This window comes from Neobacillus sp. PS3-40 (assembly GCF_030915485.1).
In the GTDB taxonomy this organism is placed as follows: domain Bacteria; phylum Bacillota; class Bacilli; order Bacillales; family Cytobacillaceae; genus JAUZPL01.
Genome location: NZ_CP133266.1, coordinates 134,504 through 147,528, shown reverse-complemented (window position 1 = coordinate 147,528; position 13,025 = coordinate 134,504). Strand labels below are relative to the sequence as shown.

The 13,025-nt window shown below is 36.2% G+C and carries 15 protein-coding genes; 10 read left to right on the top strand and 5 right to left on the bottom strand.

What is annotated here, in order from left to right; genetic code table 11:
* Positions 1 to 50: 50 nt before the first annotated feature.
* Positions 51 to 644, top strand: coding sequence for a xanthine phosphoribosyltransferase (locus tag RCG20_RS00705; RefSeq protein ID WP_308182328.1), 594 nt, complete (start codon positions 51 to 53; stop codon positions 642 to 644).
* Entirely contained in the window at positions 644 to 1,954 is a 1,311-nt protein-coding gene (locus tag RCG20_RS00700) for a nucleobase:cation symporter-2 family protein (RefSeq protein WP_308182327.1), read from the top strand. The genes RCG20_RS00705 and RCG20_RS00700 overlap by 1 nt, the downstream gene beginning before the upstream one ends.
* A gap of 42 nt (positions 1,955 to 1,996) precedes the next feature.
* On the opposite strand, the gene RCG20_RS00695 is transcribed toward RCG20_RS00700, so the two are convergent.
* Together RCG20_RS00695 and RCG20_RS00690 are read right to left on the bottom strand one after the other, a co-directional pair.
* Positions 1,997 to 2,185 (bottom strand): spore germination protein, encoded by a 189-nt coding sequence (locus tag RCG20_RS00695; RefSeq protein WP_308182326.1) that lies wholly within the window; start codon positions 2,183 to 2,185, stop codon positions 1,997 to 1,999.
* 133 nt (positions 2,186 to 2,318) lie between these two features.
* Positions 2,319 to 2,615, bottom strand: coding sequence for a hypothetical protein (locus RCG20_RS00690; protein ID WP_308182325.1), 297 nt, complete (start codon positions 2,613 to 2,615; stop codon positions 2,319 to 2,321).
* 251 nt (positions 2,616 to 2,866) lie between these two features.
* Here RCG20_RS00690 and RCG20_RS00685 point away from each other — a divergent pair, with 251 nt between their 5' ends.
* From RCG20_RS00685 to RCG20_RS00665, 5 genes are all read left to right on the top strand, one after another.
* A complete protein-coding gene (locus tag RCG20_RS00685) occupies positions 2,867 to 3,823 on the top strand; it encodes a tyrosine-type recombinase/integrase (RefSeq protein ID WP_308182324.1) in 957 nt (318 codons plus the stop codon).
* Positions 3,824 to 3,855: 32 nt separating this feature from the next.
* Positions 3,856 to 4,545 carry a pseudouridine synthase gene (locus tag RCG20_RS00680; protein ID WP_308182323.1) on the top strand — a complete coding sequence of 230 codons (690 nt, stop codon included), beginning with the start codon at positions 3,856 to 3,858 and terminating at the stop codon, positions 4,543 to 4,545.
* Between the two features lie 120 nt (positions 4,546 to 4,665).
* Complete coding sequence (locus tag RCG20_RS00675) at positions 4,666 to 6,225, top strand: ABC-F family ATP-binding cassette domain-containing protein (RefSeq protein ID WP_308182322.1); 1,560 nt, start codon at positions 4,666 to 4,668, stop codon at positions 6,223 to 6,225.
* 98 nt (positions 6,226 to 6,323) lie between these two features.
* Positions 6,324 to 7,355 carry an LLM class flavin-dependent oxidoreductase gene (locus RCG20_RS00670; RefSeq protein WP_308182321.1) on the top strand — a complete coding sequence of 344 codons (1,032 nt, stop codon included), beginning with the start codon at positions 6,324 to 6,326 and terminating at the stop codon, positions 7,353 to 7,355.
* Positions 7,356 to 7,700: 345 nt separating this feature from the next.
* Positions 7,701 to 8,804: an AbrB family transcriptional regulator gene (locus tag RCG20_RS00665; protein ID WP_308182320.1), complete on the top strand. Its 1,104-nt coding sequence runs from the start codon at positions 7,701 to 7,703 to the stop codon at positions 8,802 to 8,804.
* Positions 8,805 to 8,858: 54 nt separating this feature from the next.
* Here the strand turns inward: RCG20_RS00665 and RCG20_RS00660 are convergent, their stop codons facing one another.
* Positions 8,859 to 9,359: a hypothetical protein gene (locus RCG20_RS00660; RefSeq protein ID WP_308182319.1), complete on the bottom strand. Its 501-nt coding sequence runs from the start codon at positions 9,357 to 9,359 to the stop codon at positions 8,859 to 8,861.
* Between the two features lie 109 nt (positions 9,360 to 9,468).
* Entirely contained in the window at positions 9,469 to 10,200 is a 732-nt protein-coding gene (locus tag RCG20_RS00655; protein ID WP_308182318.1) for a polysaccharide deacetylase family protein, read from the bottom strand.
* A 157-nt stretch (positions 10,201 to 10,357) separates the two neighbouring features.
* On the opposite strand from RCG20_RS00655, the gene RCG20_RS00650 reads away from it, so the two are divergent.
* The 3 genes from RCG20_RS00650 to RCG20_RS00640 all read left to right on the top strand — a co-directional run bounded on the left by RCG20_RS00650 (position 10,358) and on the right by RCG20_RS00640 (position 12,059).
* Positions 10,358 to 10,552, top strand: a complete 195-nt coding sequence (locus RCG20_RS00650) for a hypothetical protein (RefSeq protein WP_308182317.1) — start codon at positions 10,358 to 10,360, stop codon at positions 10,550 to 10,552.
* On the top strand, positions 10,552 to 10,749 hold the full coding sequence (locus RCG20_RS00645) for a YwbE family protein (RefSeq protein WP_308182316.1): 198 nt from the start codon (positions 10,552 to 10,554) through the stop codon (positions 10,747 to 10,749). The genes RCG20_RS00650 and RCG20_RS00645 overlap by 1 nt, the downstream gene beginning before the upstream one ends.
* 365 nt (positions 10,750 to 11,114) lie before the next feature.
* The gene (locus RCG20_RS00640; RefSeq protein ID WP_308184258.1) at positions 11,115 to 12,059 is read left to right on the top strand and encodes an NAD(P)H-dependent flavin oxidoreductase; all 945 of its coding nucleotides are present in this window, start codon (positions 11,115 to 11,117) and stop codon (positions 12,057 to 12,059) included.
* Between the two features lie 91 nt (positions 12,060 to 12,150).
* On the opposite strand, the gene RCG20_RS00635 is transcribed toward RCG20_RS00640, so the two are convergent.
* On the bottom strand, positions 12,151 to 12,798 hold the full coding sequence (locus RCG20_RS00635; RefSeq protein WP_308184257.1) for a M50 family metallopeptidase: 648 nt from the start codon (positions 12,796 to 12,798) through the stop codon (positions 12,151 to 12,153).
* Between the last annotated feature and the right edge of the window lie 227 nt (positions 12,799 to 13,025).

The window sequence follows — 13,025 nt, the reverse complement described above, 5'->3', positions numbered from 1 at the left end:
CCAGTCGACGAGTTTTCTTTAGCTATGTTTCACCAACAAGGAGGAGCAACATGAGATTATTGGAAGAAAAAATCAACACGGATGGTATTGTTATCTCAGAAAATGTTTTAAAAGTAGATTCTTTTTTAAACCATCAAATTGATCCAAAATTAATGAATGAAATTGGCAAAGAGTTTGCTGAACTGTTTGCAGGCGAAGGGATAACAAAAATCTTAACGATTGAATCTTCCGGAATTGCTCCTGCTGTAATGGCTGGCTTATATTTGGATGTTCCCGTGTTATTTGCAAGAAAAAGAAAGTCATTAACCCTTTTCGAAGATTTAATTACTGCCACAGTCCATTCTTTCACGAAGAATGAAACAAACGAGATCTCAATTTCAAAAAAATATATAAATGAGGATGATCGTATTCTTATTATCGACGACTTTCTTGCTAACGGACAGGCTGCATCCGCACTAGCTCGAATGGTTGAGGAAGTAAATGCTCAAGTTGTTGGAATTGGAATTGTGATAGAAAAATCGTTCCAGGATGGTGCCCAAATATTAAAAGATCATGGATACAGGGTTGAATCCCTTGCAAGGATTGCCTCCCTTACAAACGGAGAAGTAACATTTAAACATGAGAAAATGGAGGAATTAGTATAATGAAACAAAATCCTTTTAAAATTGCTTCTTTAAGTATTCAACATGTATTGGCTATGTATGCAGGAGCTGTAATTGTTCCGTTGATCGTCGGAGGAGCACTTAAATTTTCTGGTGAACAATTAACCTATTTAGTTTCAATTGATATTCTTATGTGTGGACTTGCAACTATTTTACAAGTTTGGCAGAATCGTTTTTTTGGAATTGGCTTACCTATCGTCCTTGGGTGTACATTTACAGCAGTTGGGCCAATGATTGCGATTGGTGGACAATATGGTGTTTCAGCCATCTACGGCTCCATTCTCATCTCCGGCCTAATGGTAATCCTGATTTCTCAATCCTTTGGAAAACTAATTAAGCTTTTTCCACCAGTTGTAACTGGCTCAGTTGTTACGATTATCGGAATTACGCTCATCCCTGTTGCAATGAATAATATCGCCGGTGGTCAAGGTAGCCCAGACTTTGGTGCAGGATCAAATATTGCTCTTGCCTTTGGAACATTACTCTTTATCATTGTTCTTTATCGCTTCTTTACTGGATTCATTCGTTCAATTTCAATTTTATTAGGATTGGTTGCAGGTACGCTTGCAGCTTCCGTTATGGGTAAGGTTAACTTCTCAGCTGTAGCTGATGCATCATGGTTTCATATGGTAAGACCCTTTTACTTTGGAACCCCTACTTTTGAACTAACACCGATTCTTACGATGACACTTGTTGCAATTGTAAGTTTAGTAGAGTCTACTGGAGTTTATTTTGCACTCTCTGATATTACAGGCAGAAAATTGACAGAAAAGGATTTATCTAGAGGATACCGTGCAGAAGGTCTGGCCATCATTCTTGGGGCATTGTTTAATTCCTTCCCATACACAACCTATTCGCAAAATGTTGGACTTGTTCAACTCTCTGGCGTGAAAAGTAAAAATGTTATTTATACAATGGGTACTATGCTAATTGTTCTTGGATTTGTCCCTAAAATTGGTGCTTTAACAACCGTTATTCCCACCCCTGTTCTTGGTGGTGCGATGGTGGCAATGTTCGGAATGGTTATTGCATACGGTATTAAAATGCTCAGCAAAGTTGAATTTGCTTCACAAGAAAATCTTCTCATTATTGCTTGCTCAGTTGGGATGGGACTTGGTGTTACAGCTGTTCCAGATATTTTCTCCCACATGCCAGAAGCGGTAAAAATTCTTACAAACAACGGAATTGTAGCAGGAAGCCTAACAGCCATTTTCTTGAATATTGTTTTTAATGTTTTAAAGCCAATGAAACAAGATCTAGCAGATCAAAAGTTAACTTCAAAGGCTTCTTAATCTTATCTAAACAGTAGTGACCTCCGTATGAGTGTACGGAGGTCATTTTTCTGTCTTCTTTTTTTCAGTGGCATTTTCTTCCGAATTGGTTTTTATATCTAGAGCAGTATTTTCGCTTCCTGAACCGGACACTGATTTTGTAATTGAAATAGGAGAAATGTAAACCGCCCCGCCAAAGTTAACAATTCCCCCCGAAACGGTGTTAATAAAAATGCTATCCCGGCTTATCAAAACAATCCTCCTCTTTCATTATTCGTTTTTATTATCATATGAAAAAAAGATGAACATGTTTAAACTCATGAACCAGTCCGTGAAAATCTCCATTTAATAAGCTTAAAAAACAAGCGACTTTTCAGCCACTTGTTTACGAAGAAAACGGCCCCTCCCAATCAATAAAATCCTCATCACTATATCTCTCTAAATATAACTTTGTTGGATTTTCTACCTTAAAAAAGTTCACTTTATTAAGATTGACTGTGATTCGTTCGGATCCAGAAATACCACTATACTTGTCCTTTGTTGGGAATGAAATCCAGATATTTTTATTTTCGTATGCAGTCATAATTTTGTCTGAAATCTCTTCTGGACTTTCTGCTTTTACGGGAAGAGTAACCGAGTGCACCTCATCATAATAAAACTTAACTAGATATCTCTTTTTCATAATGCTCCCCCTTTACGATACGGTTCATTATATTAGGACAAATCTTGGATTATACTTTGTTTTTAAAAGTTCAATAGTAAACCAAAATATCCCATTTTATTAACCGCATGAATATATGAAAAGCCATTATTAATTAGACTACATCCTGTCTTACCACATTACCGCGCATAATCTTCCTTATGTGCGGTAATCTAATTTTCATAGTATAATAGAAGCTATCTCTTACAGACAATTGTGGGCGGAGGAAAATAATGGAGATAACATTTCAACAGCTTGCCTCATGGTACGAAGACGAATTAGTAATTTTTGAAACAGATATGGATAATAAAGATTATTCAACCTTTACAATTGAGAACTATAAACGAGATATTCTGTTCTTTCTTGAACACCTGGTTCGTCATAAGGAAGAAAAAGTAGAGCTTGAATATACGAAAAAAATTCATCTAACACTATTCATGAATGAATTAAAATCAAAACGAGGCAATTCAGCAGCCACTAGAAATAGACGATTAACAGCTATCCGTTCCTTCTATAAATGTTTAATGGAGTATGAAATGGTAAGTCACAACCCTGCCGCAGATCTTAAATCGGCAAAAGAAAAGTCCGGTCAATTACCTACCTATCTTGAGAAGGCTGAGTTAAAAGATTTTTTTCAGCAAATTGATACGGTCTGTCAAGATCAGTATGTAAAACGGAACAAGCTGATCATGGGACTAATGGCGTTCGCAGGGCTTCGAGTCATTGAGATCCATTATTTGAATCTTTCATCCATTCTTACTGAAAAAAAAGGAATCATGGTTTATGGAAAAGGAAAAAAATCAAGATACATTCCCCTTCCATCTGTTTTATTCACGGAACTGACTGATTATATTAAGAATGACAGACAAATGCCGATGAAGGGATATGAGGATGCTGTTTTTATTTCAAGAAGAGGTAAACGGATTTCTCGAAGGCGTGTTCAAGAATTAACAGAACGGATCTGCAAAAGCCTAGCTGAACATCATGTTGAGCATTGGAAAAATAAAAAAATATCGAGCCATAAATTAAGACATTCCTTTGCCACCCATCTTGTCCGTGACGGCAGAGATATCCGAACGGTTCAAGAACTATTGGGACATAGTAACTTAAATACTACACAACGCTATACCCATGTTTCGGATACTCAAAAAGAGCAGGCAATGGCCATGGAAATATCAGAATACTTCTAGAGGACAAAATACATTAATGAGGGTAAAATAACATGCGGATTAATCAATACATTAGCTTGAATGCTCATTATTCGAGAAAGGAAATTGATCGATTAATAAAGTTGGAGAAAATCACCATAAACCATCAGGTTTGCCATCACAGTGATCTTGTTGATCCCTCCGACCTCGTGCAGATTAATGGGAATACGATAGAGAATACGGGGCAACCAATTTATATAATGGTAAACAAACCAGTTGGGATTACCTGTACTGCGCTTAAAACAGTAGACAGCAATTTAATTGATTACATTAACCACCCCCACTACATTTTTCCGGTTGGCCGCTTAGATAAAGCATCAGATGGAATGATCATTATGACAAATGATGGGGGTATTTCGAATAAAATATTACGTGCAGAAGAGCATCATGAAAAAGAATACATTGTTACGGTGGACAAGTCTATTACGAAAACCTTCATAGAAGGAATGTCTGCTGGTGTTGAAATATTGGCTACAAAAACCAATCCATGCCATGTTGAACAAATCAGTGAATATGTCTTTCGAATTATTCTTACACAAGGATTGAATAAGCAAATTCGGAGAATGTGTAAGGTGTTTGGATATCGGGTTGAACGCCTCCAAAGAGTGCGAATAATGAACCTTGTGCTTGATGGGTTGGAATATGGACACTGGCGTGATCTAACGGCGGGAGAAGTGCAGGATCTAAAAGGATTGCTGAATTAATAGGGTCCATTTTTTACGAAAGCCAGCTCTTTTTTTCATTGGAAAATCTAGTCGAATCCTTGAAAATTTAGTATCATAATGGAATGAAGATATTTTTGAATAAAGTGAGGATTTAAATAAATGAGCCTACTTACAGTAGATAATTTAAGTCATACATTTGGAGATCGTACGTTATTTAAAGACGTTTCTTTTCGTTTGCTTGCTGAAGATCATGTTGGATTAGTCGGTGCAAACGGTGTTGGTAAGTCAACATTAATGAACATTATAACTGGTCAATTGATTCATGATGGTGGCCGTGTTGAATGGACGCCTGGTGTGCAATACGGTTATTTGGATCAGCATACTGTTCTTACTCCTGGAAAAACAATGCGCGATGTTTTGCGCGACGCCTTCCTTCCTCTTTTTGAAAAAGAAAAAGAATTAAATGAAGTAATTGCCCAAATGGGTGATGCAACACCAGAGGAACTTGAGGTTTTGTTGGAAAAAATGGGTGAAATCCAAGATGCCCTTGACGCAGGTGGATTTTATACGTTGGACATAAAAATTGAAGAAGCAGCACATGGATTAGGGCTTGATGCAATTGGCCTTGACCGTGATGTTGCTGCACTTAGTGGTGGGCAGCGCACAAAAGTTCTACTTGCTAAACTACTTTTAGAACAACCTAAGGTACTCCTTTTGGATGAGCCGACAAACTATTTAGATGTTGAACATATTCGTTGGTTAATTTCTTATTTAAAAGATTATCCACATGCCTTTATTCTTATATCCCACGATACTGAATTTATGAGCCCAGTTTCAAATGTGATTTTTCAATTGGAGTTTGCTAAATTAACACGTTATACAGCAACCTATGAAAAATTTTTGGAATTAGCAGAGATTAATAAAAATCAGCATATTAATGCCTATGAAAAACAAAAAGACTTTATTAAAAAACAAGAAGATTTTATCGCCAAAAACAAAGCGCGTTACTCAACGACTGGCCGTGCGAAAAGTCGTCAAAAGCAGCTAGACCGCATGGAGCGAATTGATCGCCCTGAAACAGCGATGAAGCCAACCTTTGGCTTTAAAGAATCGCGTAGTAGCAGTCGTTATGTATTCGAATCGAAGGATCTAGAAATTGGCTATTCACATCCACTTTTGCCTAAAATAAATATGACGATTGAACGGGGCGAAAAAGTCGCGATCATTGGTTGTAATGGTGTTGGTAAATCCACACTTCTTAAAACAATGTTGGGTAAAATTAGCCCATTAAATGGATCAGTTGAACGTGGTGATTTCCTCTTCCCTTCTTATTTTGAACAAGAAGTAAAAGCAGACAGTATCACACCAATTGATGACGTTTGGAACGCTTTTCCTCAGATGGATCAACATCAGGTTCGAGCAGCCCTTGCTCGCTGTGGTTTGAAAAATGAGCATATATCTCGACCATTAAATCAGCTTAGTGGTGGTGAACAAGCAAAGGTTCGTCTATGCAAGTTGATGATGAACGAGAGCAATTGGCTATTGTTTGATGAACCAACAAACCACTTGGATATTGTCGCAAAAGAAGAATTACAAAGGGCTTTAAAAGCTTACAAAGGAACCGTTGTACTTGTTTGTCACGAGCCAGACTTTTATGAAGATTGGATTACAAAGGTATGGAACGTAGAAGAATGGTCACAACAAGCAGTTCAAAATTAGAACTTATTTTCTAGGATCGATCCCCCTCATTTGCAGGGGGATTTTTGTTTCTATAAAATAGTTAATAAATATCTAAAATAATGGAAGAAGATGAAGTAATGGGTATAAATCATTCTAACCAGAAACGGTTAACAGATATTCGCTTTTCAGTCCTTGACCTCTCCCCAATTGTTGAAGGAGGAACGCCATCAGATTCTTTTAAAAATACCCTTGATCTAGCCCAACATGCAGAAAAATGGGGATATCATCGCTATTGGCTTGCTGAACATCATAGTATGCCAGGAATTTCTAGCTCGGCAACTTCAGTCGTGATTGGTTACGTTGCTTCTGGAACTTCAACTATTCGTGTTGGTTCAGGCGGGATCATGCTTCCTAATCATGCCCCCCTTATTATTGCTGAACAATTTGGAACACTTGAATCATTGTTTCCAGGGCGGATCGATCTTGGACTTGGACGTGCACCAGGTACCGATCAACAGACTGCTTATGCATTACGACGTGATCGAAGAAATGATGGCCAAGATTTCCCTGAGCAACTAGCAGAGCTTCGTGCCTACTTCCACCCAAATGAAAGTACTGGAAAGAATCGCGTTCGTGCCATACCAGGAGAAGGGCTTACTATACCTATTTGGTTGTTAGGATCTAGTGGTTATAGCGCTCAGTTAGCTGGACAATTGGGGTTACCATTCTCATTTGCAAGCCATTTCGCGCCAGAAAATACAGTGCAAGCTTTATCGTTATACCGTCGCAATTTTCAACCTTCTGAAGTCCTAAAAGAACCATATGCAATGGTTGGGGTGAATGTTATAGCTGCAGACACAGTTGAAGAAGCAAATTTTCTATCAACCTCAATGCAACAACAGTTTTTGAATCTCATTCGAAATAACCCTGTTCCATTGCAACCACCACTTGAAAATATCGATGATTTTTCAAGTGATTACGAGAAACTGTTGGTGGATCAACGTTTAGGATCATCGATTATTGGCGATACTCCGCAAATTGCAGAGAAATTGCAGGCATTCTTAGATAAAACAGGAGCTGACGAAATGATTGTGAATGCACAAATCTTTGATCACCATGCTCGGCTAAGGTCATATGAGATTCTAGCTAGAGCTATTAATCAGATTTAAATGAGCATTCCTATCTAGGTCTTTCGATCCTTTAACACCTTTATACCAAAATACACTAAAGCATTAATTGAAAAAAACATTAAAAAGTGATAAAGTAAACTTATGTTTAAACTTTAAAAGTTTAGACCTCCTAAGAATGAGCTTTGTTTTACAAATAAGCTCTATTTTGGCCTTTGAATCTTTGATTCGAGGGTCCTTTTTTTTGTTAGTGCCTACTTATATTAAAAAGGAAAATTTTTCCTAAATATGAAATATCGCATTACATTAGCGAAGCTCCACCTCTTTTCTTCACTAAGAATAATGGTAAAATTAATATATTAATCTAGTAGGACGGAAGGTTTTTTTTTGAAAATACAAAAATGGAACAAGGAAAACAAAGGATTTCGCTTTATCGCTTCTCTTATTACAGCGTTAATAGGTGCCATTCTGTTTACTTATATCCAAACACCAATTCCATGGTTGTTAGGACCAATGGTAGCTGTTTTAATTGGGGCTCGGTTTGGAAAAGTCAATTATTACTGGCCAAGGTATATTCGAGATACGGGATTAATCATTGTTGGTTATTCGATTGGACTTTCTTTTACAAAAACGGCGCTTCTGCAAATTCTCGAAAAATTACCATTGATGTTTCTAATGACTGTCATTCTTGTTTCCTTTTGTGCAGGAATTGCCTATGTCGTTTCAAAGATTTCAGGAGTTGACTACCCTACTATTTTGACTGGGAGCATCCCTGGGGGTCTAAACCAAATGATTATTTTTGCTGAAGAAATTAAGGGGATTGACATAACCACGGTCACCTTTCTTCAAGTTGCCCGGTTATTGATGATTATTTTCTTTGTACCCTTTCTTGTGTTTGGTAAGTTTTTTGGAAATGGGAAAATAGATACTGTTGGAATTGTTCAACACTCCTTCCAACCAACTGAGCAATTGTTTTTTAAAGCAATTCTATTTGCATCGGTTTGTTTGATCTTTGCTTTTCTAGGAAAAAAAATTAAGGCACCCACTCCCTTTCTATTAGGACCTATTCTCGCTACCGCGATTTTAGGCATTTCGGGTGTTCATGGATTTGTTCTCCCTACTTCCTTATTAGATAGTTCACAATTCATGATTGGGGGGTATATCAGCTTATTGCTTAAACCAGAAAAATTAGAGCATAAGACAAAAATAATTACATTGGCCCTTATAAGTGGAGTAATGATGATTATTTGTTCCCTTGGATTAAGCCTACTACTTGTTCATGGATATCATATCTCCCAAGCAACAAGTATATTGAGTTTAGCACCTGGTGGAATGGATCAAATGGGCATTCTCGCTCATGAAGTTAATGCTAATTTATCAATGGTAACTGGCTATCAATTATTTCGTTTATTTTTCATTTATTTTGTGGTTCCTCCTATCCTAAAGTTAGTCTTTAAAAAAGCAATTATACAAAATAAAAAATCTATTTAAGGAAACATAAAAAAAACAAGGAGCTTGGAAAATCCAAGTTCCTTGTTTATTATTTTAGTTTACTGATTTTCCTAAATCCGGTTTAAACAATTTTGCATCTTCAAACACTTTACCAAGTTCATCTACACCCTTTGTAAAGGTTGCATTAGCTGCATCAAGGGATGGTGTAGCTTTTTTCAACTCATCTGCTTTCATCTGATAAGAATCTGCAATATCCTTTAAAGCAGATTGAATATCAGCTTTTTGCTTATTAAGTTCAGTAGGTATTTCAGTGGCTTTAATCTTGTTAGCAACAGCAGCGGCTGAAGCACTTGCTGGAGCTTTTAAACTTGGATCAGGTGTTTCAGCACCTTCGTAAGCATTTAAATCTGCATCATTAGCATTAATTGTATTAGTGAAAGCTGTGTAGAATTTAACCAATGGCTTTTTAACATCAGTGGCTGTTTTCGTTTCCTTAGTCGTTGTTTTCTTTTCTGTTCCACTGTTATTAGCAGAACAAGCTGTTAAACCAATTGCAAATGTTAATGCTGCTGTAAACACTAAAAGTTTTTTCATTATAACATACCTCCATTTTATACTTTGATTCACCTTGGATATTGTACCATGAAATTAGCTAAAAATGGTATGAAAACGCTTTATTTTTTAAAATTTTTTGAAAAAAGTATTATTTCTCTATAATTTTTTCAAAATTCTTTATAGTCGTAGAATTCTTAATATAGATTCTCGGTAACAGATAATTTTCATTTTCAATTCCCTTTTTTGAAAAAATCACGGGTGTTGTTGTTAATCCAAATTGATAGTATTTTTTCGTTTCATTAATTACTTGATCATTGAAGCTACCAAATGGATACGAAACAGCAATCACAGGTTTACCTGTCACTTGTTCAATTTTTTGTTTGGAATCTTTCAATTCATATTCGTAATTTGTCACTTTTGTTAAGTCAGGATGTGTTGCTGTATGGGATTGGATTGAAAAAAAACCTGATTGAGCCATTGTTTTTAACTGTAGTCCAGATAACCGATTAGGGCGATCGATAAAATCTGAAATTATAAAAAGTGTGGCTGTAGGTTGAAATCGGCTATCTTTTAGCTTTTGAAAAATGGTAAAGACATTTTCATTATTTTGGTACCCATCATCAATTGTTATGAATACGGGCTTGTTCACTTTTTTGAGATCATTCCATCGTTCAAACGTCAGCATGGTATAGCCGTGTTCTTTCAAATAATTCATTTGCTTTTCGAAATTTTCAGGTGTAACGTACAATTCTTTGGAACCATGACCATGGAATTCATCAATTGAATGATAGATCAAAATAGGAACATCCTGTTGTCCAAATACTTGAATTGGAAATGATAAGAATAGGAAAATTATGTGTAGCACTATCCATTTTTTCATATTAAACCTCCTTTCGTTTTCAGTAATTCCTTTTTCCAATTAATATGCCCAGCAAGGATTATTGTTATTTTTGCTATTCAAAAAGCAAATGTACTTGTGTAAATGTAAGAAAAGCTTATACTATATATACAGCAAACCTTTTCAGGAGGAATTTTTTATGACAGAATCAAATCAATCAGAACAACCAAAGAAAAAAATAAGCTTACAGGATGCAATTAAACAGCAGCTTGAAGCAAAAAAGAACAACGCTTTAGCAGATAATTCAAACTCAAATATGTCCCAAGCGACTAAGAAAATGAAAAGTCAGCAATCAAAAAAAATAAGCAATACTCGTAGAAAAATGGGTGTTTGATGAACGGTCAGAATCGTAAGGACATTACACCAGGTCTAGCAGTTAATATCGTCCTAAAAGCTGATCAAAGAACAGGCAAACTTACCAGTGGAATTGTAAAAGATCTTTTAACCAAGTCGAGTAATCATCCCCACGGTATTAAAGTAAGACTAACAGATGGCCAAGTTGGTAGAGTACAGGAAATTCTAAATAAATAGGTAAGGTAAAAGGCATTTGAGGAAAAACTTCCTTGAATGCTTTTTTTGTCTAATCAGAATATATATCTATAAATTCTGCTCGTATATAAGCGCAAGAATGCCTCTGTCATCGCCCTTAGGGGCTCGAGTTTTTCTTTATGGCGATATTCACTCTATTGTTCTCAACTTTTTAGTATATATAAATTAAAATATGTCAAGATATATAAATAGATTATTTTAAAAATATTTATAACTAAGGTATATGACCAGATGACAAACGTCATGTGTAAATTAAAATGTATCATGTTAAGATGATATGGAAGCTCCATTATTATATTTGAAACGGGGTAATTTAATTGAACTTTCCACAACTTAAAATAGGACATATGACACCGAAATACCCAATTATGCAAGGCGGAATGGGCGTTGGGATTTCTCTAAGCGGGCTTGCCTCTGCAGTTGCAAATGCTGGCGGAATTGGGATTATCTCTGGTACAGGAATTTCAGTTGATGATATGCGCAACCATATTAGAAAAGCACGCCAACTTATAAAGGGAACTGGTTACATTGGTGTAAATGTATTGTTTGCTATGAATGATTTTGCTGAAAAAATGAAAGCTGCCATTGAAGAAAAAGTTGATTTTATTATTTCTGGTGCTGGCATCTCGAGAGATATGTATTCATGGGGTAAAGAAGCTGGAATTCCGGTAATTTCCATCGTATCCTCTGCAAAGTTAGCTAGAATTTCCGAGCGACTTGGAGCAGGAGCAGTTGTGGTGGAAGGCTTTGATGCAGGTGGACATTTAGGGACGGATCGTTCTGTCTTTGATATTCTTCCGGAAGTGGTCGAAGCTGTTTCTATTCCAGTTATAGCTGCTGGTGGAATTATGAATGGAAGCGATATTGCAAAAGCATTGAAAATGGGAGCTTCTGGAGTCCAAATGGGAACCCGTTTTGTCGCGAGTGATGAATGTGATGCCCCTCCTGCTTTTAAACAAAAGTATATTGATGCTGGCAAAGACGATATTCTTCTTGTTAAAACGACCGTTGGTTTACAAGGAAGAGTTATTGCCACCCGCTTTAGCGATCAAATTCGTGATAACGGCAAAGCGAAAATTGACCACTGTTTTGATTGCCTCAAGAATTGTTCGTATCGTTTTTGTACACTTGACTCAATGTTTAAAGCAATGGATGGCGATGTCGAAAATGGCCTTGTTTTCGCTGGCTCAAGAGTACATGAAATTAAAGATATTTTGCCAGTCCAAACGATTATCAATAATCTAGTGTCAGAGTATAGAATGACTTTGGATATGGAACAAAAATTTGCTTAATAAAAGAGACAACCGACCTAATGAGTGCGGTTGTCTCTTTCCCTTTTTGCGATTATCTGAAAAAATTTAATCAAATAGGTTTTTTAATATCTTACCTCTCCCTGCTTACTATTCTGAATATCCCACGTTTTATCCCTATAAACGGGAACCATAGTGATTGAATAAAGAAGAATGCCCCCCAAATTTGTGTAGGGATAAATGCGGTAATTTGAGCTAGATTGCTTGCATCACCTGCTGAATTCGGTTGAATAAAACTCAACAACAAAATTTCAAAAGCACTTTTGATTGAATCAACCAATAAAATCGATGCTATGAGTAACAACACATGGTTTACTATAGTGCGACTTCCCTTTATGAGTAATAGTAGAAATAGGAAAGCAAATGAGACAAGCCAGAAAAGCCCATAGGGATTCCTAACCCAAAAAATTAAATTTAAAAATATAAACCCAAGAAGGATATCGATCAAAATTGTAAGTTTATTTTTCCTTAGAAGCCAAAAGGATATGAATGCCATAAAAGACGAAAAGATATAACCCGCCAGACTCGTAAAAATACTACCAATTCGAGTGGATTGGCTTCCATACGTAGCCCCTTCTGAATTCATAAAAAGTGATATCCTTTCAACTTTTCCTCCAAAAAGTGAAATCAAGGCGTGACCTGATTCGTGTATAACGGTATTAATGACCCTAAAATAGTTCCCGAGAAGCGGAATTTGAATTAATATTATGGCAATTATCATAAAAAGTATAAATTTTAGACTGAATGCTTCTTTAATTTTTATCACCCTTCTGTCTCCCTTTTTTATAATGAAATCGACCAATATTAATGACTATTAGTATTTTACCATTTCCTATTATTCTTGTAATTTGTTGCTGTTCGCAATAGGTGTTTATTTCCAATTACCTCCATTTGTTCGACAAACTAACAACTTGTATGTTACCATTAAGTTGTTAGTTTGCTTTGCAA